At 63.2% G+C, this 26,767-nt stretch carries 23 protein-coding genes; 10 read left to right on the top strand and 13 right to left on the bottom strand.

The features are described from left to right. The first annotated feature begins 282 nt into the window (after positions 1 to 282). Positions 283 to 744 (top strand): SRPBCC family protein, encoded by a 462-nt coding sequence (locus tag DY468_RS02255; protein ID WP_164601994.1) that lies wholly within the window; start codon positions 283 to 285, stop codon positions 742 to 744. Between the two features lie 340 nt (positions 745 to 1,084). Here the strand turns inward: DY468_RS02255 and DY468_RS02250 are convergent, their stop codons facing one another. From DY468_RS02250 to DY468_RS02240, 3 genes are all read right to left on the bottom strand, one after another. Beyond that, the gene (locus DY468_RS02250) at positions 1,085 to 3,577 is read right to left on the bottom strand and encodes a S8 family peptidase (RefSeq protein WP_164601992.1); all 2,493 of its coding nucleotides are present in this window, start codon (positions 3,575 to 3,577) and stop codon (positions 1,085 to 1,087) included. Positions 3,578 to 3,599: 22 nt separating this feature from the next. Then, a complete protein-coding gene (locus DY468_RS02245; RefSeq protein WP_164601990.1) occupies positions 3,600 to 4,601 on the bottom strand; it encodes an AAA family ATPase in 1,002 nt (333 codons plus the stop codon). A 1,073-nt stretch (positions 4,602 to 5,674) separates the two neighbouring features. Continuing rightward, positions 5,675 to 7,300 carry a peptide chain release factor 3 gene (locus DY468_RS02240; RefSeq protein WP_164601988.1) on the bottom strand — a complete coding sequence of 542 codons (1,626 nt, stop codon included), beginning with the start codon at positions 7,298 to 7,300 and terminating at the stop codon, positions 5,675 to 5,677. Positions 7,301 to 7,530: 230 nt separating this feature from the next. On the opposite strand from DY468_RS02240, the gene sugE reads away from it, so the two are divergent. Then, a complete protein-coding gene (sugE, locus tag DY468_RS02235; RefSeq protein WP_107355376.1) occupies positions 7,531 to 7,845 on the top strand; it encodes a quaternary ammonium compound efflux SMR transporter SugE in 315 nt (104 codons plus the stop codon). Positions 7,846 to 7,860: 15 nt separating this feature from the next. Here the strand turns inward: sugE and DY468_RS02230 are convergent, their stop codons facing one another. After that, positions 7,861 to 8,871, bottom strand: coding sequence for an inorganic phosphate transporter (locus DY468_RS02230; protein WP_164601986.1), 1,011 nt, complete (start codon positions 8,869 to 8,871; stop codon positions 7,861 to 7,863). A 14-nt stretch (positions 8,872 to 8,885) separates the two neighbouring features. After that, positions 8,886 to 9,530: a DUF47 domain-containing protein gene (locus tag DY468_RS02225; protein ID WP_164601984.1), complete on the bottom strand. Its 645-nt coding sequence runs from the start codon at positions 9,528 to 9,530 to the stop codon at positions 8,886 to 8,888. Between the two features lie 563 nt (positions 9,531 to 10,093). Here DY468_RS02225 and DY468_RS02220 point away from each other — a divergent pair. Then, the gene (locus DY468_RS02220) at positions 10,094 to 12,694 is read left to right on the top strand and encodes a DUF4407 domain-containing protein (RefSeq protein ID WP_164601982.1); all 2,601 of its coding nucleotides are present in this window, start codon (positions 10,094 to 10,096) and stop codon (positions 12,692 to 12,694) included. A gap of 153 nt (positions 12,695 to 12,847) precedes the next feature. Here the strand turns inward: DY468_RS02220 and DY468_RS02215 are convergent, their stop codons facing one another. The 5 genes from DY468_RS02215 to DY468_RS02195 form a co-directional block, all read right to left on the bottom strand. Then, entirely contained in the window at positions 12,848 to 13,819 is a 972-nt protein-coding gene (locus DY468_RS02215) for a branched-chain amino acid ABC transporter permease (RefSeq protein WP_164601980.1), read from the bottom strand. A gap of 1 nt (position 13,820) precedes the next feature. Beyond that, complete coding sequence (locus DY468_RS02210) at positions 13,821 to 14,696, bottom strand: branched-chain amino acid ABC transporter permease (protein ID WP_164601978.1); 876 nt, start codon at positions 14,694 to 14,696, stop codon at positions 13,821 to 13,823. Positions 14,697 to 14,752: 56 nt separating this feature from the next. Next, a complete protein-coding gene (locus DY468_RS02205; RefSeq protein ID WP_164601976.1) occupies positions 14,753 to 15,499 on the bottom strand; it encodes an ABC transporter ATP-binding protein in 747 nt (248 codons plus the stop codon). Continuing rightward, the gene (locus tag DY468_RS02200; protein WP_164601974.1) at positions 15,492 to 16,247 is read right to left on the bottom strand and encodes an ABC transporter ATP-binding protein; all 756 of its coding nucleotides are present in this window, start codon (positions 16,245 to 16,247) and stop codon (positions 15,492 to 15,494) included. Before DY468_RS02200 ends, DY468_RS02205 begins: the two co-directional genes overlap by 8 nt. 226 nt (positions 16,248 to 16,473) lie before the next feature. Further along, a complete protein-coding gene (locus tag DY468_RS02195) occupies positions 16,474 to 16,821 on the bottom strand; it encodes an ArsC family reductase (RefSeq protein ID WP_164601972.1) in 348 nt (115 codons plus the stop codon). Positions 16,822 to 17,005: 184 nt separating this feature from the next. Here DY468_RS02195 and DY468_RS02190 point away from each other — a divergent pair, with 184 nt between their 5' ends. From DY468_RS02190 to DY468_RS02175, 4 genes are all read left to right on the top strand, one after another. Continuing rightward, positions 17,006 to 18,484: a pyruvate kinase gene (locus DY468_RS02190; RefSeq protein ID WP_164601970.1), complete on the top strand. Its 1,479-nt coding sequence runs from the start codon at positions 17,006 to 17,008 to the stop codon at positions 18,482 to 18,484. A gap of 207 nt (positions 18,485 to 18,691) precedes the next feature. Then, on the top strand, positions 18,692 to 20,494 hold the full coding sequence (locus DY468_RS02185) for an NAD(P)/FAD-dependent oxidoreductase (protein WP_164601968.1): 1,803 nt from the start codon (positions 18,692 to 18,694) through the stop codon (positions 20,492 to 20,494). A 108-nt stretch (positions 20,495 to 20,602) separates the two neighbouring features. After that, a complete protein-coding gene (locus tag DY468_RS02180; protein ID WP_164601966.1) occupies positions 20,603 to 20,881 on the top strand; it encodes an AbrB/MazE/SpoVT family DNA-binding domain-containing protein in 279 nt (92 codons plus the stop codon). After that, entirely contained in the window at positions 20,868 to 21,257 is a 390-nt protein-coding gene (locus DY468_RS02175; protein WP_164601965.1) for a type II toxin-antitoxin system VapC family toxin, read from the top strand. The genes DY468_RS02180 and DY468_RS02175 overlap by 14 nt, the downstream gene beginning before the upstream one ends. 16 nt (positions 21,258 to 21,273) lie before the next feature. On the opposite strand, the gene DY468_RS02170 is transcribed toward DY468_RS02175, so the two are convergent. Beyond that, positions 21,274 to 21,831 carry a flavin reductase family protein gene (locus DY468_RS02170; RefSeq protein WP_164601963.1) on the bottom strand — a complete coding sequence of 186 codons (558 nt, stop codon included), beginning with the start codon at positions 21,829 to 21,831 and terminating at the stop codon, positions 21,274 to 21,276. 118 nt (positions 21,832 to 21,949) lie between these two features. Here DY468_RS02170 and DY468_RS02165 point away from each other — a divergent pair, with 118 nt between their 5' ends. Next, positions 21,950 to 23,053: an endonuclease/exonuclease/phosphatase family protein gene (locus DY468_RS02165; RefSeq protein ID WP_164601962.1), complete on the top strand. Its 1,104-nt coding sequence runs from the start codon at positions 21,950 to 21,952 to the stop codon at positions 23,051 to 23,053. Between the two features lie 118 nt (positions 23,054 to 23,171). Here the strand turns inward: DY468_RS02165 and DY468_RS02160 are convergent, their stop codons facing one another. After that, positions 23,172 to 23,816, bottom strand: coding sequence for a glutathione S-transferase family protein (locus DY468_RS02160; RefSeq protein WP_164601960.1), 645 nt, complete (start codon positions 23,814 to 23,816; stop codon positions 23,172 to 23,174). 84 nt (positions 23,817 to 23,900) lie between these two features. On the opposite strand from DY468_RS02160, the gene DY468_RS02155 reads away from it, so the two are divergent. Continuing rightward, on the top strand, positions 23,901 to 24,881 hold the full coding sequence (locus tag DY468_RS02155) for a helix-turn-helix transcriptional regulator (RefSeq protein WP_164601958.1): 981 nt from the start codon (positions 23,901 to 23,903) through the stop codon (positions 24,879 to 24,881). On the opposite strand, the gene DY468_RS02150 is transcribed toward DY468_RS02155, so the two are convergent. Then, complete coding sequence (locus tag DY468_RS02150; RefSeq protein WP_164601956.1) at positions 24,871 to 25,314, bottom strand: hypothetical protein; 444 nt, start codon at positions 25,312 to 25,314, stop codon at positions 24,871 to 24,873. The two genes, DY468_RS02155 and DY468_RS02150, sit on opposite strands and share 11 nt — an antisense overlap. A gap of 574 nt (positions 25,315 to 25,888) precedes the next feature. On the opposite strand from DY468_RS02150, the gene DY468_RS02145 reads away from it, so the two are divergent. Then, positions 25,889 to 26,680 carry a phytanoyl-CoA dioxygenase family protein gene (locus DY468_RS02145; RefSeq protein WP_164601954.1) on the top strand — a complete coding sequence of 264 codons (792 nt, stop codon included), beginning with the start codon at positions 25,889 to 25,891 and terminating at the stop codon, positions 26,678 to 26,680. Positions 26,681 to 26,767 lie beyond the last annotated feature (87 nt).

Here is a 26,767-nt window from a genome sequence, read left to right as displayed (position 1 = left end):
CCGAAATAATCTGGTCTGGAAACCGTTTGCTCGTAGGCCGAGCTAATTGGTCGGGATTTTGCGGGAGGCGTTCAGATAGCGGTATTGTTTTTTACGCGAAAGGTCCGCAATTGCACGTCGTCGTGGCCTTTTTGCCACGCAGACACACCGGAAACGTCCCGAAACAGAACGGAACCGACGGATTCGCGCAAGAATTGAGCTGCGCGGCCGGGCACGCTCCAAGCCCCGCCCGCAGCGGCGACCACCACGGCCGCCGCTCAACTCGCCAAACGAGAGAAACCGATGGCCGATGCTCCCGCCCCCGCCGCGACGTTCCCGTTTGAAATCCGCCACGCGGTGGTGATCGCAGCCCAGCCCGAAGCCGTGTTCGACTACGTCACCAACCCGAAGTCGTGGCCGGAATGGCTGCCCTCCTCCCATGCCCTGGAGTGCGATGACCGCCCGATGGGGTTCGGCGCCACCTTCCACGAGCACTGGTCGACACGTACCGGACCGGTGGACCTCGACTGGCTGGTGATCGCCTGCGACCGCCCGACGCTGTGGATCGGCGTGACCACCACCAGCTTCATGGGCCCGGTGGTGGTGCACTACACGTTCGAAGCCGTAGCCGGCGGCACCCGCTTCACCCGCATCCTGCGCAATCCGGCGAGGCCGAAACCGCCGACCGCGGAGATGGTCGAGCGGATGAGCGCGGAGGCGGAGCTGGGGCTGGGGAATATCAAGAAGATCGTGGAGCGGCGGTGAGCCGACCGGAGAAGCGGTGGCCAACAGGGTCGACACCGCCTAATGGCCGCTATGGGCCAGAAGCGGACCTAATAGTTGTCGCAAATCTCGCTCGCTTATCGCATGTGTCGCGGCCCCGAACATTGCCCCTTTCGGCTTCCAACACTCGCCCGGCTTCCTTCTTCAATTCGAAATGAATCCCGGCACTTAATGCAGATCAAGCGGGGGCAATGTTGGGCGCCGGTTGGGGGCAGAAGCCGCGGCGATCAACACGGAGCGCGTGAGCGAGATTCTTGAAGGTGGGAAAGAAGCCTTGAGATAACTGGCAGGAAGGCTGTGAGTTTCCTTCTCGCGATGATTTCTATATCTCTATCTCGACCGGGATGCCTATCTTGGTGGCTACGGGCGTGTAGATATCCGTCTCCACGTTCGGCGTTTCAATGGTGACTATGAGCGAGTATCTGGCTGATTTTTTCCAGCCCTCAAGCTGAGGCCGTTTGTTCCACCAGCCCATTGTCGGGTAAACGGCGATGTGTCCACGCGAGGCGAGATCGACCGCGCGGCCTCGCCATGTATCGCAATGCAGCGACCCTATGGACGTGAGTGAGCGGTTGGCATAACCGAACCGCCACCCCGGATCGCCCAGACCGGCAGATTCATAATCCTCTTCACGCGCCGCCCGGTTGATCCGCTGTGCAAATACGGGCACGGCTTCGAGCGGCTTGCGCACCGCAAATCGCAAGCCGTGAGACTGATAGCCATATTTAGGCGTCCAGCCGCGGGCTCCGGGGCTCGGTTCAACGAAGTAAGATAGCGTCACACGCATAGTGACCTCGGTGTTTTCGAGGGCGGCGAGTTCGGCTGTCGGCCATGGCAGCGCGTGTAAGCGCATTTCTCGCGTTTTTACACGCTTTTGCTGGTCTTCCTCGTCTTTGAAGAACGGCTGAAGGCTGCTTTGAACGATCAGCGTCAGAGAATTATCGAGGCTGGAAAGAAGTCTCCGCGTATCGGGAACACCGTGTCCGTAACAGCGAACCAGCTTCTTCAAATCGATTTGGCCGTTCTCGGTTGAGGAGGCCAGCATTTCAGGCGTCCAGTCGGCTGAGTGCACCATCAGAGCGCGGACGGTCTCGGGCGTCAGATCTGGATATTTTGCCCAGACCATAGCAGCGAAGCGTGAAGCGAGCGCTGTGGCTGCACTAGTGTCGCCGAAGCTTGTAAGCGAGCGTCCGATAGAACGGTTTTTGCTAGCACTGATGAGCTGCAAATTTGGGTCGATATAATCGGGCTCCTGGAATTCCGGATTGCGCCCCATATTCCCGGCTTCCATCACCAGGTCTGGCTTGATGGGCCATTTTTCCCACGTCATCGACGTGCAGCTAGACGGTGAGAGGTTGCCGCTAGGAGCGAGGGGCGTCCAGCCGGGATACTTGGTCGCGTCAATCTGCGCCTTGGTGGTGTAGCCTCCCACGGTCAGGGCGTTCCAGGACTGTGCGGGATCGTGGATGCCGTCAGTCATGTTTGAATCCGGATACAGATGGCGATTGTGCGGATTTGTATTACCGCCCGACAGGATAATGAGCCGTCCGCTAGCATCGTCATCGCCGCGTGCGAGCGAGTCCACGGCTGCGGACCATGACGATGGCTTGCCCCGATCCCGGCTATCGGTGGCGGTCACTGCCATGCAGAACACGCGCTGACGCTCGGGTATGACCTCGACACGATACGCGCTTTCTTGTGTTACCGCGCCATATAGCTCGGGGTCGTGCGGGTCGGCCTGTTGAACGATTTTTACGGACTCAAGCCGGTGCGTCGTCGAAACCGGACCTCCGCCCGAAAAGGCGTCGGTGAGATCGCCGAATGCGGCGAGGGCAGCCATTGGTGTGCCGTGATCTTGCCAGTCGTTCTTGCCCCATGCAGGTTTGTAGCTGTGCATGTCCGCTTCGGCGGCGACGGTAGTCAGAAGCGGATGTCCATGATCGACACCGGAATCGAAAATGCACACATATGGAGCGTTCGCCGCTGCGGGTGTAAGACGGGCGACGAAGGCCTGTATGGCTTCAGTCTGTTCGCTACCGGTCATTTCCGCGAAGAAAGCCGCCGTAGCTTTTGGCTGTCGCAGCTCCGCTATCATCCCAAGGATTTCGATTGAGCGCGATAGGTTGGCAGCAGTCCCTGTGACCAGAACGATTTTCCGATCAACGAAGGATACGCTCTGGCTACCAACGACGAGATCAAACTTGGGAGCATGTTCTCGCAGCCGCTCAAGCTGGTCGAAGGCTTTGGAGCGCCGCAGCCAAACTTCCCAGGTTAATGGCTGGTCAGTTTGAGGAAAGGGAATTTCGGGTTCTGTCCAGAGAGCCTCAAGGGCAGCCAGTTGGATATCGGCGATGCTCTCAACCAGATCCTGATTTTTGGGCCGCGTGGGTCCGCCTTCCACCCTGGGAGTGGTCATCTTATCGCGGTAAGCTTTTATCTTTTTGAGGAATAGGTCGAGCTTGCCGTCGGGCACATAGACGGTCGCCTGGACGCGATTGTCGGCTGTCAGTTTGAGATTGCAAAGCTCAATACCGCTTTTGGAAACATCGAGGCTTTCGAACTTCAATTCGAAATTCGGTTCGCTCTGGAACGTCAGGTAAATTCCGAAGCCTTCGTCCAACCCGAATGCCCTCTGCTCCTCGGTACGTTCTTTTAAGGTGCCCTCGATCGCTTCAAGCTTTGTGGCGAGAGCACGTGCATGCTCGGCGCGGTTTCTCGGCGGCAGCGAGAACGGATCTTGGCGACCGGAGCTTGGGCTGGTGAACCTTACAGGATCGGGATTTTCTTGGACAAACAGATGAGGGTGCCGAGCCATGCCGCCTCAAAATGCTATGAATTTAACGTTTTTTCTTTGAACTAACTGTTTTGGTAACTGACGTCTTTCGGTCTTGAAGTGCCTGTGCAACCAGAGCCTGCGTTACGGCCGTATCGCCGTTGATGAGGGCCTCTTTTACGGCATCTTCGGATGCCTTGGTAATATCAGCAAAACTTAATCCACGCGCAATTCTCGCGAGCTTCAGCCATCCGTCTTTGGTCGTATGAAACCCAGCGAGCCTTGCTTTGAGCGTCTCGGTAATACGAGCAGAATCTGGGAGGTCATACTCGATAATGTCATCGAAGCGTCGAAACAGGGCTTCATCCAAAATCCCGACGTGGTTCGTCGCCGCAACGATGAGGCTCTCGGATTGATCCTGCTCGACCATCTGCAGGAAGCTGTTCACCACGCGGCGGATCTCCCCCACGTCGTTGCTCAGGTCGCGGGCAGGTCCGATGCTATCAAATTCGTCGAAGAGGTATACGCCGCGTGTTTGAGCGACTGTTTCGAAGACAACCCGCAACTTCGCGGCTGTCTCCCCCATAAACTTCGTAATGAGGCCGTCCAGGCGGACCACGAATAATGGCAAGCCGAGTTCGCCTGCCAGAGCGGAAGCCGTGAGTGTTTTGCCGGTGCCCGGCTTTCCCGAGAGAAGCATTTTGCGTCGCGGCGCAAGACCTTTACCGCGAATCATCTGAATGGCGCGCTGTTCGCGGACCACTCTTTCCAGCTTATTCTTTGTGGCCGGAGCAAGCACCATGTCGGCAAGGCGAACGTTCGGATAGGAGACGCTCAACAGCTCAGAGGCTTCTCCCCGAGGCCGAGCCAACGGGATAGTATTTTTAGCGGGGAAGCGGGGCCGTGACTTTGCCTTGTCGATCAGGCCGCGAATCTCTTCGGCGAGCTTGCCATGACCCATCCGGGCCTCATGCGCGGCAATTTGCATAGCAACGGCAAAGAAATGCCCTTCGTCTCCTTCGGTAAGGGACGAAATAAGTGCTTTTACCTGGTCAGCGCTTGGCATTTCTTTCAGTCAGCTCTCAACAGGACAATGGTCCATCAAAGGAGTCTCGCCACTCAACACGGCGCGCTCTCCTTGGCAAATTTCGGGTAAAGCCGCTGACCGATCATACCGGCCCTCTAGGCAAGAACCAAGGACAGCTTGGATCTTATATGCAGATGCCTGTTCTGCCGGGGGTACAGCGGCGTGTGAGAGCGCCGTTCTGAGCTAGTCGCAGGCCCTGGTTAAGTCAGTCCGAGAGAGCTGTCCATTTGGTGGCGCACCCGACACGATTCGAAATGGTGCCGCGCCCGCTTCGGGTCATTACCTGACATCGACTTGAGTACATTCTCCGGACCTGAAAGTCGCGCTTCGCGGCTAGTATCGGCCTCTGATCGGCTGCGCGGCTTCGCCAATCGCCGATGCAGGTGCCGTTCGTGCAGCTCGCTCGCGCCGTTTTCTTCGATCGCGCTAAGGTCCGCCAGATCCGCACGACCGGATTGACGCTCCCGCGGACATGGATTATATTCCTATATGTCTCGTTCGCGAGGGGCGCTTCTCGAGGGCGCTTGCGAGGCGGAGCGGGATACGGCGTCCTGCGTGACGTGCCTCGCAAGCACGCGCCCGGGAGGTTGAGGGTCACCGTCCGCCGCTACTACGAGCGGCCGCCGCTTCAGAGGCTGGACGGGTCGAGTAGAGGCCGGGGAAAGCCCGCAAGCTCGCTCGGTCCCGGAAGAGCGGTCCTTCAGCCAAAAACCGCCGGGGTGGCGCGCCGCAAGGCGACGCGCGGTTCGCGATCTTCGCCCCTCGCGCGGGCGAAGGCCGGATCGCGACACGACCAACGCCGCGTCTTGCGGCGCGCCGCCGCCCCTCACTTGGGGGCGGCTCTTCGGGCAAAGCTCGGGCGCATTGCGCCGCGAGGATGCGGAGGTGTGGCTGTTTGACAGGATTGATTATATGAAAGTCGTCATGCGCGGGCTTGACCCGCGCATCCATCGCGCGCTTAGCGCGCGACAAAGACAGCGACTAAGCGAAGAGGATGGATTGCCGGGGCAAGCCCGGCAATGACGCATCGTGATGGCGCGTAGTACGTCGCCTCACCCCGCCTTCTTCACGTCCTTGATCTCCGAGAACACGATGCCCTCGGCGCGGTCTTTGGTGTAGCCGAGATAGAATTCGTTCTTGGCGAGGTACACCGGATCGCCGTCGACGTCGTCGGCGATCGACGAGCCGTTATTGGCGATGAAAGTCTCGAGCTTCTTGCGGTCGTCGGAGGAGATCCAGCGCGCGAGCTGGAATTCGGAGACTTCGAAATCGACCGGCAACTGATACTCAGCGGCGAGCCGGGCTTTCAGCACGTCGAGCTGCAGCGGGCCGACGACGCCGACCAGCGCCGGAGCACCGTCGCGCGGGCGGAACACCTGCACGACGCCCTCTTCCGACATCTGCTGCAGCGCCTCTTTCAGCTTCTTGGCCTTCATCGCATCGGTCAGCCGGACGCGGCGGACGATTTCCGGCGCAAAGGAAGGCACGCCGACGAAGGTGACGTCCTCACCCTCGGTCAGCGTATCGCCGATCCGCAAGCTACCGTGGTTGGGAATGCCGACGACGTCGCCGGCGAAGGCTTCATCCGCCACCGAGCGATCCTGGGCGAAGAAGAACTGCGGACTCGACAGCGGCATCGCCTTGCCGGTGCGCACCAGCTTGGCTTTCATGCCGCGGGTCAGCTTGCCGGAGCACAGCCGCGCGAAGGCGATCCGGTCGCGGTGGTTCGGATCCATGTTGGCCTGGATCTTGAACACGAAGGCGCTCATCTTCGGCTCGTCGGCTTCGACCTTGCGGGCGCTGCTTTCCTGCGCGCGCGGCGGCGGCGCGTAGCGGCCGAGGCCCTGCAGCAAATCGCCGACGCCGAAATTGCGCAGCGCCGAGCCGAAATACACCGGCGTCAGATGGCCTTCGCGAAACGCCTCAAGATCGAACGGCTTGCAGGCTTCGGTGGCGAGCTCGAGCTCCTCCTTGACCGCGGCGACGTCGAGATTGGGATGGCGCTTGCCGAGTTCCTCGATGGTGATCTGCTCGGCCGCGCCGGTCTTGGCGCCGCCGCCTTCGAGCAGGCGCACGCCGCCGTCGAGCACGTCGTAGGTGCCGAGGAAGTCGCGGCCGCGCCCGACCGGCCAGGTCATCGGCGTGGTGTCGAGCGCCAGCGTCTTCTCGATCTCGTCCAAGAGATCGAAGATATCGCGGGTCTCGCGGTCCATCTTGTTGATGAAGGTGATGATCGGAATGTCGCGCAGCCGGCAGACCTCGAACAGCTTCCGCGTGCGCGCCTCGATGCCCTTGGCGGCATCGATCACCATCACGGCGGAATCGACCGCGGTCAGCGTCCGGTAGGTGTCTTCCGAGAAGTCCTCGTGGCCCGGGGTGTCGAGCAGGTTGAACACCAGCCCGTCGAACTCGAAGGTCATCACCGAGGTGACCACCGAAATTCCGCGGTCGCGCTCGATCTTCATCCAGTCCGAGCGGGTGTTGCGGCGCTCGCCCTTGGCCTTGACCTGACCGGCGAGATTGATGGCGCCGCCGAACAGCAGCAGCTTTTCGGTCAGCGTGGTCTTGCCGGCGTCAGGATGCGAAATGATCGCAAAGGTGCGCCGTCGCGCCACTTCATGGGCGAGCGAAAACGGAGTCGAGGACGGCGCGTCGGCCGGAACAGCGGTGTCGGACATTCATCAGCCTGTGGCAGGGAAAGCCGGCGCGATCAAGGGCTTCCGGCGGGACGCAGCGCCGGCAGTTGCACGGCGGAACGGCCTCCCTCATATAGGGGATCGAGGACGACCTCAAAATCACCTTTTCGGCCGGGACGACCCGGCCTCCGCCAAGACCGCGCATCGCGCCGGCGCGCCATCCCGCTGGATGGCTTCATGAAATTTGCCCGGACGTGCGCAAGGAGGCCGCTATGGCTTGGTTCTATCTGTTCGTCGCCGGTCTGATGGAGATCGGCTGGGCGCTCGGCCTGAAATACACCGAAGGCTTCACCCGCTTGGTGCCGACGGCCCTGACCGTGTCGGCGATGGTCGCCAGCGTCGCGCTGCTCGGGCTCGCCCTGAAGACGCTGCCGATCGGCACCGCCTATGCGGTGTGGAGCGGCATCGGCGCAGTCGGCACCGCGGCGCTCGGCATCGCGCTGTTCGGCGATCCGGCCACGGTCGGCCGCCTCGCCTGCATCGGCCTGATCGTCGCCGGCATCGTCGGGCTGAAAATGGTGGGCTGACAGCGGGCCGGCCCGTCAGAACGTCGGCAGCAGCTTGGTTCCCCAATACGCCAGGGCGGCCACGATCGCCGAGGCCGGGATCGTGATCACCCAGGCGTAGACGATCGAACTCGCCACGTTCCAGCGCACCGCCGACATCCGCCGCGCCGCACCGACGCCGACGATGGCGCCGGTGATGGTGTGGGTGGTCGACACCGGCACACCGAGGAAGGTCGCCATGAACAGCGTGGCGGCGCCGCCGGTTTCGGCGCAGAAGCCCTGCATCGGCGTCAGCTTGGTGATGCGCAGACCCATGGTGCGGACGATCCGCCAGCCGCCCATCAGGGTGCCGAGCGCCATCGCCGCCTGGCACGACAGCACCACCCAGAACGGTACCGAAAACTCGCCGCCGAGATAGCCCTGCGAGTAGAGCAGCACAGCGATGATGCCCATGGTCTTCTGGGCATCGTTGCCGCCGTGGCCGAGCGAATACAGCGACGCCGAGGCGAACTGCAGGATGCGGAAAGCGCGGTCGACGGCAAACGGCGTCGAGCGCACCGACGCCCACGAGACGATCGCGACCAGCACCAGCGCCAGCAAGAAGCCGACCAGCGGCGACAGCACGATCGCCAGCAGCGCCTTGGTCAGGCCGCTCCACACCGCGGCCGACAGCCCGGCCTTGGCAAGGCCGGCGCCAAGCAGGCCGCCGATCAGCGCGTGCGACGAGCTCGACGGAATCCCGAGCCCCCAGGTCACCAGGTTCCAGACGATCGCGCCGGTCAGCGCCGCGAAGATCACGGCGGCGTCGATCACGTCGGGTTCGATGATGCCGGTGCCGATGGTGTTGGCGACATGCAGGCCGAACACCATGAAGGCGATGAAATTGAACGAGGCCGCCCACAGCACCGCATATTGCGGCCGCAGCACCCGGGTCGAGACGATGGTGGCGATCGAATTGGCGGCGTCGTGTAGGCCGTTCAGAAAATCGAACAGCAGTGCGACGGCGATCAACCCGACCAGGATGGGCAGCCCGAGCGAAGCGTCCACGGCCGGCCCCTGCCCTAGACCTGCTCGATGACGATGGAATTGATCTCGTTGGCGACGTCGTCGAACCGGTCGGCGACCTTTTCGAGATGGTCGTAGATCTCGGCGCCGACGATGTAATCCATGGTGTTGGCGTGACGATGCTTGAGGAACAGTTCCTTCAGCCCGATGTCGTGCAGATCGTCGACCCGGCCTTCCAGCTTGGTGATTTCCTCCGTCATCGCCGTCAGCATCTGCAGGTTCGGCCCGATCGACTGCATCAGCGGCACGGCCCGCCCGACCAGATTGGCGCTTTCGACCAGCAGCGCCCCGATCTCACGCATCGGCGGCTCGAACTCCCGAACCTCGAACAGGATCACCGCCTTGGCGGTCTGCTGCATCTGGTCGATGGCATCGTCCATCGAGGTGATCAGGTTCTTGATGTCGACCCGGTCGAACGGGGTGATGAAGGTGCGGCGCACCGCGGTCAGCACCTCGCGGGTGACGTTGTCCGCCTCGGATTCGAAATGGCTGACGCGCTGGCAGTGCACCAGGGTTTCGTCGCCGCCGCGCAGCATGTCCTGCAGCGCCTGGGCGCCTTGCACGACGGTATGGGTGTGCTGGGCGAACAGGTCGAAGAACCTCTCTTCCTTGGGCAGAAAGGCTCGAAAGTAACGTAGCATCGGGAGCTATCCGGTTGACGTGACGCGGGTTCGCAGGTCGGCCGTCCGAGACCGGAGGCAACCGGCCGCGTCACACCGGCGTCATAAAACACTTCGGAGGCGGTCAGGCAACCGTGGATTCCGGATCGCGCGGGACGGCTCCGCGCCGCGCTCGTCGGAGCCGGCTTGAGCCAGCCGCAGCACGTCGATCGCCCAGCGGGTCCGTCCACAGGATTGACGACGCCGTGGTTTGGAGAGCCGCCTTGCCGTCGTCTTCTCCCTGGCCCGCTCGCGAATCACTTGAAGCGTTTGAAGTGAAATCGAACGCCGCGCCCACGATTCCGAGTGGTAATCGAGGACGGGATGAGCATGACCGAAGCAGCTTCGCCGACAAATTAATGAGGACGGGACGAGCCCCCTCGCCGCTCCACCAACTCAGCAAGTTTCCAATCGATCACGAACACTTAGCAGCGACTGTTCAGACAAAATCCGAACCAGTTGAATCGGCCCGCGAAGCGCAACTCGTATTGAATTTGTTTACGCTCTGTTAGACTCGGCCGACTTGTCACTTCAAACCGCGGCGCATGTCACCGCAGAACTGGGCGGCCATGATTCAACGCGTCCTTGGCATCATCGCCGGCGTCGATCGCAAGACCCTGCAGAGCTGTCCGGCGTCGGACAAATTATGGGCCACGCATCTGGGCGCCTCGCTCTGCCTGTCCTTCATCGTGGTGCTCGGCGTGTCGTTTCACGCCACCGGCTACATGATCGACAACATCTGGACCCGGCTCTTGGTGTCCACCGTGATCGCGCTGACGGTGCTGATGTTCGACCGCGCGCTGTGCCAATCGGACTGGTTCTATCAAGGCACGCTGTGGAACACCTCGCCGATCGTATCGAGGGCCGAGGCCCGGCAGACGGCGTGGCGCTTCGTCCGCGTCGGCATCCGTCTGATGCTGTCGTTCGGGCTGGCCTGGGTGATCGCGATGTTCCTGGAACTGGCGATCTTCTCCTCGACCATCAACGAGAAGATCGAAGCCGACCGGGTCGCCGCCAATCAGCCGATCTACGACAAGATCGCCGCCTTCGAGGCCGGTCTGAATGCAGAGGCTAGGCGCCGGCAGGCCGATATCGAGCAGCTCGAAGCGCTCCATCGCGCCGCCCTCACCGAGCAGCCGAAGCCTGAACCGACCACCCAGACTCGCACTTCGGACATCGAGCAGCAGATCAGGTCGGTGACCGAGCGCGAGGCCCGGATCCGCGCCGACATCGCCGAGATCGACAAAACGATCCAGCGCTACACCGCCGACATGAACGCCGAGGAGTTCGGACTGAAGGCCGCGCCGAACAACTCCGGCCGTCCGGGCGCCGGTCCGCGCTACGAATTCGCCAAGAAACAGCGGCAGGCATTTCAGGCCCAGCGCGTCGAGCGCGAGGCCGAGATCGCGCAATTGCACGCCCGCCGCGACGATCTGCGGGCGGTGCAGGCCAAGATCACCGCCGACGCGCTCGCCGGTCGGGAGCAGGAACGCGCGGCGATCAAGGCCCGCGCCGATGCGCTGCAACTGCGGATCGACGCCGCGCGCGCCGACCTGAAGCAATTCGAGGTCGACAAGACCGCAAGCGTCGCCGACTTCCGCAAGAAGGTGATGTCGGACTCCTACTTCCAGGAAAAGAAAGACACATTCGATCCGCTCACGCGCATCGCCGCCTATCAGGAACTGAAGAACGACCCGCGTGACGGCGCGACCATGACGCTGTTCTCGTGGATGACCCGGTGCTTCATCATCTTCCTGGAAATCGTGCCGGTGGTTGCGAAAATCTTCTTCTCGCCGCCCAGCGTCTACGCCGCCAAGATTCAGGCGCAGGTCGAACGCGCCCGGCAGCGGATCGAGAACAACGAGGACCTCGAAGACGAGAAGCAGGCGCCCGCCCCTGCCCCGGCGATGGCTGCCATCACGCTGCCAGCGATGGCACTCGATCCCGTCACCGTCGCGCAGCCTCAGGCTCAGGCGCCGAAACCACAAGCCCCAGCTCCGGAGCCAGTGCGCGCCGCCAAACCGCCGGCCGCGCCGCCGCGCCCGGTCGAGACGGCCCGCGACTTCGAGAATGCTCTGCATGAAAACGAAGCCGACTACGACGAGATGCGCCGCCGGGACGATCGCCGCGCCTACGAGTGGCGGCGCCATGGCGGTCGCGACAGCGACGGCGGCTATGACGATTACGATCCGCGCGAGTTCGAACGCCGGGAGTTTGCCCGTCGCCACGACTACGATCGCTACGACGAGCGGCCGCGCCGCGCCACCGCTCGGCGGGCCCAGCCGCAATTCGTCGCACGGGACTATGCGGTCCGCGACTATGGCGGCCGCGACTTCAGCGAACCGGAGTACGAGACCAGCGACCTCGACGTTCGCAACCTGATCATGCCGCGGCGCGGCTCGGCGCGGCGCGAGGCCTACGCGGTCGAACTGGCTGCGCGGATTCGGGCCCCCGTCGATGACCGGGCGATGGCCCGGAACGCTGCCCTGGAGCCCGTCGCCGAACGCAGCCTGCGTTGGCCGGACGGCATTCCGGTCGACGACCTCAACACCCGGGAACTGGTCCGCCAAGTGCTGGCCGATGCCGGCACCGCCGCCCGCGCCGAACCGATCCGCAGCGAACCAGCGCAGGCCGAGACCACCACGCGCGTCGAACCGATCCGCCCGGTCGAGCCTTCCCCCGCCGCGCCGGTACCAAGCGAACCGGCTATGATCTCGCCCGTGGTTTCAGAAGCTGTCGCGACCGAGCCCACCGCCACGGCTGTAGCGGACCCGGCAACCTCCACTCCGGAACCGGAACCGGTCCTCACAGTCGCCGAAGCGCTGTCCACGCCGCCGGAGGCTCTGGAGCCGGATGTGCTGCCGAACGTGCTGACGCGCACGCGCGCGGTTCCGGCGGAGCAGCCAGCGCCTTCTCCGCAGACGACAGCGTCGGACGAAGCTGCAACCGCAGGGGACGCTCATCCCGAAGAGATCGGCCCGCTGCCGAAGTTCAGCGCCGACGTCGAGAAGCTGATGACCGACGCCGTCGAGCTGTCGCGGCCCCGCAAGAAGGCGGCGCATCCACGGCGGGAGCACCACGCCGACGGCGAAGCCGAATTGCCGCTGGAGCACAAGGTGCGAAACAAGACGCCGCCGCAGGCATAGCGCCGACCGGAACAGGCCTACCCAAAACAGAAAACCGCCGCCCGGCTCAGCCGCGCGGCGGTTTTTCGTTTGGACAGGCACCAAATTTCAGGGGACGCGAAGTGAAGCTCGCAGCGGCCCGCACGTCGAGCCGAAGCCCTCGCCTCGCCGGCTTTACAGCGACCGTTTGAACAGATGTCCGATCTCGCCGACGATGCCGCGGCGGAAGGTCAGCACGCAGGCGACGAAGATCACGCCCTGGATCACCGTGACCCACTGGCCGAAGCCGGCGAGATATTGCTGCATGGCGATGATCACGAAGGCGCCGACCACCGGACCGAACACGGTGCCGAGGCCGCCGACCAGGGTCATCAGCACGATCTCGCCCGACATCGTCCAGTGCACATCGGTCAGCGATGCGTTCTGCGCCACGAACACCTTGAGCGCGCCGGCAAAGCCCGCCAGCGTGCCCGACAGGATGAACGCCAACAACTTGTACTGATCGGTCTTGTAGCCGAGCGACACCGCGCGCGGCTCGTTCTCACGGATCGCCTTCAGCACCTCGCCGAACGGCGAGTTGATGGCGCGGTAGATGATCAGGAAGCCGATCAGGAAGCCGGCCAACACCACGAAATACAGCGTGTCGGTGTTGGACAGATCGATGAAGCCGAACAGCTTGCCCTGCGGAATGCCCTGGATGCCGTCTTCGCCATGGGTGAACGGCGCTTGCAGATAGATGAAGTACAAAAGCTGCGAAAGCGCCAGCGTGATCATCGCGAAATAGATGCCCTGGCGGCGGATCGCAATCAGACCGGTGATCACCGAGAGCCCGAACGCTGCGGCAGTGCCGGCGACGATCGCCAGTTCGGGCGGCAGCCCCCACACTTTCAGCGCATGGCCGCTGACATAGCCGGCGGTGCCGAGAAACATCGCGTGGCCGAACGACAGCAGGCCGCCATAGCCGATCAGCAGGTTGAAGGCGCAGGCGAGCAGCGCGAAGCACAGCCCCTGCATCACGAAGAACGGGTAGACCCCGGTGAACGGGACCACCAACAGCAGCACGGTCATGATCGCGAAAGCGATCATCTCGTCGCGTACCGGGCGGCGGGTCGTGGTCGGGACGGAATTCTGTGTAATCGTGGTCATGTCAGGTTGCCCGTCCGGTCAGGCCCGAGGGTTTCACCAACAGCACCAGCACCATCAGCACGAACACCACGGTGTTGGAGGCCTCGGGGTAGAAATATTTGGTCAAGCCCTCGATCACGCCGAGGGTGAATCCGGTGATGATCGAACCCATGATCGAGCCCATGCCGCCGATCACCACCACCGCGAACACCACGATGATCAGATCGGCGCCCATCAGCGGGCGCACCTGGTTGATCGGCGCCGACAGGACGCCGGCCAGCGCAGCGAGGCCAACGCCGAGGCCGTAGGTCAGCGTGATCATTCGCGGCACGTTGATGCCGAACGCCCGCACCAAGGTCGGGTTCTCGGTGGCAGCGCGAAGATTGGCGCCGAGCCGGGTGCGCTCGATCAGGAACCAGGTGAGCAGGCAGACCACCAGCGAGAACACCACCACCCAGCCACGATAAACCGGCAGATACATGAAGCCGAGATTGATCGCGCCGCGGAGCTGTTCGGGGATCGCATAAGGCAGGCCGGACGATCCGAAATAGTTCTGGAACACACCCTGGATGATCAGTGCCACGCCGAAGGTGAGCAGCAGGCCGTAGAGATGGTCGAGCCCCGACAGCCACTGCAGCAGCGTGCGTTCCATCACCATCCCGAACACGCCGACGATGACCGGGGACAGAATCAGCGCCCACCAATAGTTCAGGCCGAGCAGATTGAGCAGGAAATACGCGCAGAACGCGCCCATCATGTACAACGCGCCGTGCGCGAAGTTGATGATGTTGAGCATGCCGAAGATCACGGCGAGGCCGAGGCTGAGCAGCGCGTAGAATGAGCCGTTGATCAGGCCGACCAGAAGCTGCGCCAGCAGAGCGGGGACATTGATATCCATCTTGCTCTCAGTCTTTCGAGGAAGTCACCGTTCCCAACGTCGGACGCCAAGAAACGTCAGACGCCGAGATAGGTGTGTAGCTTGTCCATGTTGGCTTCGAGCTCGGAATTGGCGAAGCCGTCGATGATCTTGCCGTGCTCGACCACGTAGTAGCGGTCGGCCACCGTCGCGGCGAAGCGGAAGTTCTGCTCCACCAGCAGGATGGTGAAGCCCTGCTTCTTCAGCCGCGCGATGGTGTGGCCGATCTGCTGGATGATCACCGGGGCGAGGCCTTCGGTCGGCTCGTCGAGCATCAGGAACCGCGCGCCGGTGCGCAGGATGCGGGCGATCGCCAGCATCTGCTGTTCACCGCCCGAGAGCTTGGTGCCCTGGCTCTTCAGCCGCTCCCGCAGGTTTGGGAACAGCTCGAAGATCTGCTCGAGCGACAGCCCGCCGGGGCGAACCTGCGGCGGCAGCATCAGGTTTTCCCGAACGTCGAGGCTGGCGAAGATGCCGCGTTCCTCTGGACAGAACGCAATGCCGCGCTTGGCGATCTTGTCCGACGTCGCGCGGCCGATGTCGGTCCCATCGAATATGACGCTGCCGCTGCGCTTGGCGACGATACCCATCACCGACTTCAGCGTGGTGGTCTTGCCAGCTCCGTTGCGGCCGAGCAGCGTCACCACCTCGCCTTCGCGAACCTCGAAATTCATCCCGTGCAGAATGTGGGACTCGCCGTACCACGCCTGCAGGTCACGCACGCTCAACAGTGCCGCAGCCGCGGCTGACGATACGGGCCGTTGCAATGTCGTCGCCTCAACCATGACCCGCTCCGAGATAGGCTTCCTTGACCCGTGGATCCTGCGTGAGGTCGTTGTAATTCCCTTCTGCGAGCACTTGGCCGCGGGTCAACACGGTGATCACGTCCGACAGATTGGCGACCACGCTCAAATTGTGCTCGACCATCAAGATCGTGTACTTCGCCGAGATCCGCTTGATCAGCGCCGCAATCTTGTCGATGTCCTCGTGGCCCATGCCGGCCATCGGCTCGTCGAGCAGCATCATTTCCGGATCAAGCGCCAGCGTGGTGGCGATCTCCAGCGCGCGCTTGCGGCCGTAGGCCATCTCTCCCGCCGGGGTATCGGTAAACTCGCTCAGGCCGACGTCGTCGAGCAGCTCGCGCGCGCGCTGGTTGTACTTGTCAAGCACGCTCTTGGAGCGCCAGAAATCGAACGACGAGCCGTGCTGCCGCTGCAGTGCGACCCGAACATTCTCCAGCGCAGTCAGATGCGGGAACACCGCAGAGATCTGGAACGAGCGCACCAGCCCTAGGCGCGCCACGTCGGCCGGCGCCATCGCGGTAATGTCCCGTCCCTTGTACATAATCTGCCCCGCGGACGGCCGCAGAAACTTGGTGAGCAGATTGAAGCACGTAGTCTTACCGGCTCCGTTAGGGCCGATCAGCGCGTGAATGTGACCACGGCGGACCCGCAGATTAACGTCGCGCACGGCAAAGAAACCGGCGAACTCTTTGGTCAATCCGTTGGTTTCGAGGATGATGTCATCGGCCAAGCAAATTCCCCCCATCGATCGCGCGCGGTGCCGACGCGCACAGCCGATGTCTTCTTGTGAGCCGGTGCTCGGAGCGCCTCGATCGGCGCCCGCGGCCCGGTTTTTCTGTCCCCGACTATGCCGCTATTCGCAAGCCTTGTGCAAGATGCAAAGCTGGGCAGCGTTTCAAGCTGGTCGGGGCTGGGGAAACTTCCTGACAGGCAGCATTGGCGGCCAGTCTTCAATATCAGTCGAACACTTCGGCATAAGCTTCCGGGCGGAAGCCGACCAGCAGCTTGCGGCCGTGCTCCAGCACCGGGCGTTTGATCATCGACGGCTGTGCCAGCATCAGCGCGATCGCCTTGGCTTCGGTCAGCCCTTCTTTGTCCGCCTCGGGGAGCTTGCGGAAGGTGGTGCCGGCGCGGTTGAGCAGCGTCTCCCAGCCGGCCTGCTTCGCCCAGCGCTCGAGATGCTCCCGATCGATGCCTGCGGTCTTGTAGTCGTGGAACGTGTAGCTGACGCCGTGGCCATCCAGCCAGGTCCGCGCCTTCTTCATCGTGTCGCAGTTCTTGATGCCATAGAGAGTGGTGGGCACGCGCAGGCTCCGCAAAAGGTCAAGCAAACGAGTCGCATTCAGGCTGCGGCGCCCTCACCCGTCAAGCGCTTCAGAGGAAAGTCTGAGACTGCGCAGCACCAGATGTCACATCGGCTTCATCCAGCACTTCTAGAGCGGATGGAATGCGGCAGTGCGCGCCGCCCAAACCCGTGAGCCGCCTGCGATGCCGACAGAAATCCTTCGCCTCAAGCATAAGCTGGATACGCTGATCTCGGAGATCGAAACCGACAGCAGGCCGCGGATCGATGGTTGGGCGGACCAGATCCATCGCCCCGGCTTCGGCCCCAGCGCGGCAAACCTCGCTCATTATTTGGCGCTGCGTCACCACGATCTGCGCCCGCTGCAGCATGCCTTGATGGCGCTAGGTCTGTCGTCGCTCGGCCGGCTGGAAAGCCGGGTGATGCCGACGCTGCTCTCCGTGCGCGCCACCCTGGCGGCGCTGGCGGGCGAGCCGGACATGCTGCGGCCGTCGTCGAAGCAGTTCTTCGCCGGCGAGCATAATCTCGCCAGCCGCAGCGCCGAATTGTTCGGGCCGCTGTCCGGCGCCCGCCGTTCCGCCCTGCTGGTCACCTGCCCGAGCGAAGCGGCCGACGATCCGACCTTCATGCTGCGGCTCGCCGAGCGCGGCGTCGAAGCGGTGCGGATCAACTGCGCCCATGACGATGCCGCCGCCTGGCAGCGGATGATCAATCACCTCCATGTCGCCGAGGAGGCCACCGGGCGGCGGATGAAGGTGCTGATGGATATTGCCGGCCCGAAGATCCGCACCGGCGCAGCCCGCACGCCCGACGGCCGCGACCGCATCGTCACCGGCGATCTGGTGGCGATCGTGGCGCAGGGCCAATTCGAGCGGATCGATCTCGACGACGAACATTTCGCGGTGGAATGCACCCTGCCCGATCCGCTGACCCGCGCCGCCGTCGGCGCCCGGGTGTTCGTCGACGACGGCAAGCTGTGCGTCCGGATCGAGCGCAAGACCGCCTGGGGTCTCGTCGGCCGCGTCACCGCCACCGCCGACACCGGCTTCCGGCTGAAGCCGGAGAAAGGCCTGAACTTCCCGGATACGCCGCTGGACATCCCGGCGCTCACCGCCAAGGACCGCGCCGACCTCGACTTCGTCGCCGCCCATGCCGACGGCGTCGAGTTTTCGTTCGTGCAGTCGGTCGGCGACGTGAAGATGCTGCAGGATGCGCTCGCCGAACGCCGGCCCGACGACTGGCACAAGCTGTCCCTGGTGCTGAAGATCGAGACGCCGGATGCGGTCGCGCACCTGCCGGACATTCTGGTCCAGGCCGCCGGCCGCCAGCCGACCGCGGTGATGATCGCGCGCGGCGATCTGGCGGTCGAGATCGGCTTTGCCCGGCTCGCCGAGATGCAGGAAGAGATCCTGTGGATCGGTGAAGCCGCCCATGTCCCGGTGATCTGGGCCACCCAGGTGCTCGAACATCTGGTGAAGAAGGGCACGCCGTCGCGCGGCGAGATGACCGACGCCGCGATGGCAGCGCGCGCCGAGTGTGTGATGCTGAACAAGGGCCCGTATCTGTTCAAGGCGATCACCGAACTCGATACGTTGCTCGGTCGGATGGCCGACCATCAGCACAAGAAAACGCCGCAGCTTCGCCGGCTGCAGAGCTGGGGCTGAGCGCCCCGCCCCGCAAGCGCGCTCGCCGATCCTCTTCCGATTCTCGTGCAATCCGGTTTGCGGCGCCCATGATGCGCCTGCGAACGCATGATCACGATTGCTGGACCGCACCGGCTTCGCCCTCGCCTCCCGGGCGGCCGATGTTAGGATCGTCGAACTAACAAGAGCGCCTATCGCGCCGCAACAAATCACGATGGGAGGATCAGCATGCTCGACACCGCACCGAACGGCAAAGTCACCACGCTCCTCGGACAACTCGACGACGCGCTGAGCGCCGGCGACATCGACTGCGCAGTCGATCTGTTTCAGACCGACTGCTACTGGCGCGATCTGATCGCCTTCACCTGGAACATCAAGACCATGGAAGGTAAGGACCAGGTCCGCGACATGCTGACCGCACGGCTCGCCGATACCAAGCCGTCGCATTGGCGGATCGCCGACGGCGAGGACGCCGCCGAGACCGACGGCATCGTCGAGTGCTTCATTCAGTTCGACACCGCGCTCGCCCGCGGCGTCGGCCATCTCCGCATCAAGGACGGCCGGATCTGGACGCTGCTCACCACCATGGCCGAACTGAAAGGCTTCGAAGAGCCGCAAGGCTTTCAGCGCCCGATGGGCGTCAGGCACGGCGCTGATCCCAGCCGCAAGACCTGGAAGGAAGAACGCGACGCCGAGGCCGCCGAACTCGGCATCACCCGTCAGCCTTACTGCGTGATCATCGGCGGCGGCCAGGGCGGCATCGCGCTCGGCGCGCGGCTACGCCAGCTCGGCGTGCCGACGCTCATCATCGAGAAGAACGAGCGCCCAGGCGACAGCTGGCGCAAGCGCTACAAGTCGCTCTGCCTGCACGACCCGGTGTGGTACGACCACCTGCCCTATCTGCCGTTCCCGCCGAACTGGCCGGTGTTTGCGCCGAAAGACAAGATCGGCGACTGGCTGGAGATGTACACCAAGGTGATGGAGCTGAACTACTGGGGCTCCACCGTCTGCAAGCGCGCCTCCTACGATGACGCCACCAAGCAATGGACCGTGGTGGTCGAGCGCGACGGCCAGGAGATCACGCTGAAGCCGAAGCAGCTCGTGCTCGCCACCGGAATGTCGGCCAAGCCGAACATGCCGAAATTCGAGGGCATGGACGTGTTCAAGGGCGATCAGCACCACTCCTCACAGCATCCCGGGCCGGATGCGTGGAAGGGCAAGAAGGCGGTGGTGATCGGCTCGAACAACTCGGCGCACGACATCTGCGCGGCGCTATGGGAAGCCGGCGCCGATGTCACCATGGTGCAACGCTCGTCGACCCACATCGTCAAGTCGAACTCGCTGATGGAGCTCGGGCTCGCGGGTCTCTACTCCGAGCAGGCGGTGCAGAACGGCATCACCACCGCCAAGGCCGACCTGATCTTCGCCTCGCTGCCCTACAAGATTCTGCACGAATTCCAGATCCCGATTTACAACGCGATCCGGGAGCGCGACGCCGAGTTCTATAAGCGGCTGGAAGCGGCCGGCTTCATGCTCGACTACGGCGACGACGATTCCGGCCTGTTCATGAAGTATCTGCGCCGCGGCTCGGGCTACTACATCGACGTCGGCGCCTCCGAACTGGTCGCCGACGGCCGGATCAAGCTGAAGAGCGGCGTCGACGTTCAGCGTCTGACCGAAAATTCCGTCATCCTCAGCGACGGCACCGAGCTGCCGGCCGATCTCGTCGTCTACGCCACCGGCTATGGCTCGATGAACGGCTGGGCCGCGGACCTGATCTCGAAAGAGGTCGCCGACAAGGTCGGCAAAGTCTGGGGCCTCGGCTCCAACACCCGCAAAGACCCCGGCCCGTGGGAAGGCGAGCAGCGCAACATGTGGAAGCCGACCCAACAGGAAGGCTTGTGGTTCCACGGCGGCAATCTGCACCAGTCGCGCCACTACTCGCAGTTCCTGGCGCTGCAGCTCAAAGCCCGGATGGAAGGCCTACCCACCCCGGTCTATGGCTTGCAACAGGTGCATCACCTGGGTTGAGTGACTACCGCCCCCTGGGGAGCGGCTACAGCCACCCTCCGGCATCGCTCTGGCTTGTCGACCGGCGAAGCCCGCCCTATCTTACGTTCGTCTTACAGGGCACGACCAATGGCAGCACCGGCCGACAAGCTAACGACGACAGTCTCGACCAAGGGGCAGGTCATCCTGCCCAAGGCGATCCGGCAGCGCCGGCAGTGGCCGGCCGGCACCCGACTGACCGTCGAAGAGACGCCTGACGGCGTGCTGCTGCGCCCTGCTCCGCTGTTCGCTTCGACCCGGCCGGATCAGGTTTACGCCTCGCTACGCTTCGACGGGCCACCGAAATCGCTGGACGACATGGCCGCCGCGGTAGCCGCGGAAGCACGGCGTCGTCATGCGCGCGATTGATACCAATCTGATCGTCCGGTATCTGACCGGTGATCATCCCATGCAATCCGCCCGAGCCCGCGTCACCATCGATGGCGAGGACGTCTTCGTCGCCACGACGGTGATGCTCGAGACAGAATGGGTGCTGCGCAGCGCCTACGAGTTCGATGGTTCCGCGGTATGTCACGCGCTCCGCAGCTTCGCCGGATTGCCCAGCGTCACGCTTGAGAACCCAGCGCTGGTCGCCGCCGCCCTCGACCGCGTCGAGGCCGGCCTGGACTTCGCCGATGCCCTGCATCTCGGCTGCGCGGAGGCCTGCGATGGCTTCGTCACGTTCGATCAACGCTTAATCCGCGCCGCCAAGGCAGTTGGTCTCACAAACGTTTCGGCGCCCTGATTGGCGCCGCCCGCACTCACAGCATCCCCGGTCGGAACAGCGATTTGCGGCTGATCGTCTTGCCGGCGACCATGAATACGCCGTCGCCGGTGTAATGCAGCGTCTCCGGATGCTTCGGCCGGGCGGCGACGTGGGCTTTGACGACTTCGAAGATGAAGAAGTTGTACTTGTCGACCATGGCATCGTCGTGCAGCCGGCATTCGAACGCGGCGTGGCATTCGGCGATCAGCGGCGCCGCAACCGCCGTCGCCTTCTCCGCCGTCAGTCCGAAATGGGCGAACTTGTCGATCTCGGCGCCCGACGTGTTGCCGATGCCGACGACGATATCGGTCAGCGCCGTGGTCGGCAGATTGACAACGCATTCGCCGGAGCCGCGGATCATCTCGAACGAGTGGTTACCGCTCGAGATCATCAGGCCGATCAGCGAGGGGGCAAATTCCAGCACGACGTGCCAGCCGAGCGTCATGACGTTGTGCGCGCCGCGCCAATGCGAGCTCACCAGCACGATCGGCCCCGGCTCGAGATAGCGGCGCACGCGAGAGACCGGAAAGTCGGATTTTGCGATACGGCGCATGCGGCTCTTTCCCCGTCGACCGCCAGAATGTGAGTTGGCAGAATCGGGCTTTGCGGTCACTCTCCAGATCGACTGCCATTCATTTGTATCATGACAAATTCTTAACGGAGTGATTGCGATGAAGCTCGCCTCGTTCAACGTCGAGAACCTGTTTTTGCGGGCCCGCGCCCTCAACAACGAAACCTTCGCGGAAGGGCGTGAGATCCTGAAGGCTCAGGCCGACATCAATCGCATCCTCGGCAAGCAACGTTATACCACCGCCGACAAATCGAAGATCATCGAACTGCTCGACCAGCTCGGCCTGAAGAACTCCGACGACAGCAAATTCGCTATTCTGCGCCAGAACCGCGGCCATCTGGTCAAGCGGAGCGGCGGCGAGATCACCGTTGTCGCCGACGGACGGAGCGACTGGATCGGTTGGGTCGATCTCGTCGTCGAGCAGGTCAATGAGAGCGCGACCCGGAACACCGCGCGGGTCATCGTCGACATCGATGCCGACGTCCTCGGCGTGGTCGAGGCTGAAAGCCGGCCGGCGCTCGTGCGTTTTTCCAACTATGTCCTGCCCGCGGTCGCCGGAAAACCCTACGATCACATCATGCTCGTCGACGGCAACGACGAACGCGGCATCGACGTCGGACTGATGACGCGCAACAAGTTCGATATTCTCTCGATCGTCAGTCATGTCGACGACGCCGACGAGGACGGCACGATCTTCAGCCGCGACTGCGCGCAGTACGAAGTATCTACCGCCAACGGCAACCGTCTGATCGTGCTGATCAATCATTTCAAGAGCAAGGGATTCGGCAGCTTCGCCAGCTCGAACGCGAAGCGCAAACGCCAAGCGTCACGGGTCGCGACGATCTATCGGCAGATCCGGCAGCAGCACGACTATATCGCCATCATCGGCGACTTCAACGACACCCCCGACAGTGATCCAATCAGCCCGCTGTTCCATCAGACCGGCCTCAAGGACATCAGCGAAATCCCGGGATTCGACGATGACGGCCGACCGGGCACCTACAAGAACGGTACGGCATCCAATAAGATCGACTACATCCTGCTGTCGCCTGCGCTGTTCGACAAGGCGACGGCCGGTGGCATCTTCAGGAAGGGGGTGTGGGGCGGAAAGAACGGAAAACTGTTCCCGCACTATCCGGAGATCACAAAACAAGCCGAAGCGGCATCCGATCACGCGGCGATCTGGGCCGAGCTGGACATTTAGATAGAGCATCCGGTCCTGACGCGGATTGCGGATCATCGCGCGTCGGGGTACGCGCGATGAAGGCACTGATCCGCGCGGCGGTGTCCGCCGTCGCCGGTTTCTAAACCATTATGCCGGTTCAGGCACCTGTCGCGGCGGCATGCTGCGCCGCCATCTCGGCATCGGCCGCGTTGACAAGCTGAAACGCGGGCCGCGCCGTGATGCTCTCTGCGTAGCGCACGAAGACGTCGTTCTTCGGCACCAGGCCGAAATTCATCGTCCAGTCGAGCGCCATCCCCCACAGCACGTCCGCGGCGGTAAAGCGGTCGCCGAGCAGATACGGCCCGCGCGCGAGTTGAGCTTCGAGGGCACCGAGCATCGTGTCGTAGTCGGCATAGGGCGACATCGTAATGGGCGCTGGCTCGCGTTGCATGAACCTGTCCACGACCGCCGGTTCGAAGGAGGAGCCGTAATACGCGATCCAGCGCAAGTAAGGACCACGCAGCGGATCATCCAGCGCCGGCGCGAGGCCCGCCTGCGGAAACAGATCAGCGAGATAGATCGTGATGGCGACCTGCTCGGTCACCAGCGCGTCGCTGTAGCGGATCGCCGGCACCTTGCCGAGTGGATTGACCGCGAGATACGCCGGCTGGCGCTGCTCGCCGGCCTTCATGTTGAGCACATGGAGGTCGTAGGGCGCGCCCAATTCCTCCAGAAGCACGCGCGCGCCGGTTGCCCGGGTTTGCGGCGAATAGAACAGGGTCAGTCGGTTCGGATCGGTCAAGGCGGTCTCCATCGGCCATCTTACGAGGCGACCGTCGTAGCAGCCCATACCTGACATCTTGTGTCAGGTATGGTTCAATGATTCATGCGAGCGAGCCGAATGTTGTCGATCCTCACCACCCTGCAGGCCAAGGGCCGCGCCACCGCGCCGGAGCTGGCTGAGGCTTGTGAAGTCTCGGTCCGGACGATCTATCGCGACATCGACGCGCTCTCAGCGTCGGGCGTGCCGGTCTATGCCGACCGCGGAGCGGACGGCGGCTATCGGCTGCTCGACGGCTATCGCGTGCGGCTGAACGGGCTGTCGCAGAGCGAAGCCGGAGCGCTGTTCCTCGCCGGCCTGCCCGGCCCCGCCGCAGCGCTCGGGCTCGATGCGGCGATGATTGCCGGACAGAACAAGCTGATGGCTGCGCTGCCGGCGAATTTGCGCGACGACGCAGCGCGGATGCAGGAGCGCTTTCATCTCGATGCGCCGGGCTGGTTCGGCGAGTCCGAAGAACCCGCGCATCTGCGCGCCGTCGCCGGCGCTGTGCTGCGCGGCACGCTGATCGACATCCGCTACGAGAGCTGGCGTGGGCAGAAGCGCCGCCGCGTCGCCCCGCTCGGCCTGGTGTTGAAGGGCGGTAGCTGGTATCTCGCCGGACAGGTGGATCGCAGCGTCCGGACCTATCGGATCTCGCGCGTGCTCGACTGCACGGCGCTCGACGACAGCTTCAAACGTCCGGCCGATTTCGATCTCGCCGCCTACTGGCAGAGCGCGACGCTACGCATGGAGGCCGAACTACATCCCAACCTGGCGACCGTCCGACTGTCGCCGATCGGCGTTAAGCTGCTGAATGCGCTGAGCCAGCCTTACGTCAGAACGCGGACGCAGCTCGACGATGTCGCCGATGCCGACGGCTGGCGCACGGCAAGAATTCCGATTGGCAGAACCTGCTGGCACGCAGCAGCCGAACTCCTCCGGCTCGGTCCGGAGGTCGAGGTGCTGCATCCCACCGATCTACGTGACACGATCGCAGAGATGGCGCGTGCCATGGCTGCGCGATACGCAAAAGCGCTCACGCCGTGATGTCGACGCCGCGGACTTCGCCCTGATAGCGCTGCATGGTGCGGAGTGCGGCTTGCAGCCGGTCGAACAGCTCTGAATCGTTGGTCTTCTGCGCCCGTGCCATGCCGTCCCTCAGCGCCTGCATGAAATCGACCTGCTGCGTGTCGTCCAGCCCCGAGGACGTGCCGTCTTCGCGAAAGCTCACCGTCATGCTGACGAAGGTCGAACTCTCGTCGAAACTCATCTCGCCGCTGGCGATCTTGCTGTTGATCCAGTCGAACAGATCCTTGCGGGTCATCTGAGTGAAGTCGGTCCTCTGTACACCGCCGCTGCCCGATGCCGATGACGTCGCGCCGCCGGCAGATGCCGGTGCAGCCGACGCGCTCTTGGCGCTGCTGCTCCACGGGGTGATGCTCTGGGCCGCAGCAGACGACCCGATGCCGGAAATGCTCATGGCGCACCTTCGATCCCATCGCTCGACTGGACTCTTCGACCCAATCGCTCAGCCGGACTCGAAGCAACCGCCGTGCCATCCGGAACCGCATGATTTCTCGTTGTTTCTGAACGAACCGACGATGACGCGCGCATCGCGCTCCACGGAATGCAGGAAACTGTTGCCGGGTGCCGGTCGATCTTTGCCGCACCGGAGGACCGCGAAACGCCCGTCGCGACCGCTCCGACCGCAGCACAGAGAGTGTGGGGCTTGAATCATCGCGACGTGGCGATCTCCGGCCGGGGCGAGCCGCTCGCTCCGCCGCACGACGATGGTCAGGCGATACGACAATCGCGATCACGCCGACCAAATACAAAAACGTACAGATCGCTGCGCTTTGTGGTCCCGGACATGCATCGATCTGTCTGCCCGTGTGTCTTGCCTGTGAGGCCACGTATCGCTAAATTATCGGGGCAATGATGTTCAAATCCACATACTTTCCGCTGATCTGACGGCGTTCGTCGTCGCGGCACTTCTATGCCGTCTGGATCATCAACGGCCGTTCCCGAGTGGAGGTCGTGCGGAGATTTATTGAATGTCGGACCCATATCATTCAGATCTAAGCCCCGCTCAGATCGAGCACTTCATCGACCACGGATATCTCAAGCTCGCAGGTGCTTTCGATAACGAACTCGCTCGTCTGGGGCGGGATCAACTGTGGAACGCCATGGGCCTTTCGCCAGATGCACCGGAGACTTGGAAACAGCCGGTCGTTCGTCTTGGCTTCATGACTTGCGGCCCGTTTGTTGAGGCCGCGAACACGCCGATCCTGCACCGCGCATATGACGCTCTGGTGGGTGCTGGACGCTGGCTGAGGCCAAACGGGCTTGGGACGTTTCCCATCCGCTTCCCCTCTGCGATCGATCCCGGCGACACGGGATGGCACATCGACGTCAGCTTCGGGACCGATCATCCCGACTTCCTGCAATGGCGCGCCAACGTCAAGAGCAGCGGACGTGCTCTGCTGATGCTGTTCCTCTTCTCGGACATCGGAGAGAATGATGCGCCGACCCGCATCCGCTGTGGCTCGCATCTGCCGATAGCCAGGCAGTTGTTGCCGCATGGCGAGCGAGGCCTCACCCTCGGTGAACTCGCAGCCGACAACTTCGCTTCGACCGAGAATTACGATGTGGTGCTCGCCACCGGCGAGGCAGGAACGGTCTATCTTTGCCATCCCTTCCTCGTGCATTCGGCACAACCGCATCGAGGGTCTCAGCCGCGCTTCTTGGCTCAACCCCCGCTGCTACCAAAGGGTGAGTTCGACCCGTCACTTCCAGCTTCACCCGTCCAGATCGCAAATCGCAAGGCGATCGGGATGATGGGGTAAGCTGAACGGGCCCGGGACACGACGTAGCGGGCCCAAACACGCGACGTCGAGGGCCCGGGCCGTCCCCCTTCGGGAGCCGTAGCAACC

Origin of the sequence: Rhodopseudomonas sp. BR0M22 (genome assembly GCF_010907035.1) — a bacterium.
Taxonomy (GTDB): Bacteria; Pseudomonadota; Alphaproteobacteria; order Rhizobiales; family Xanthobacteraceae; genus Rhodopseudomonas.
This window is presented reverse-complemented; position numbering and strand designations above follow the sequence as displayed.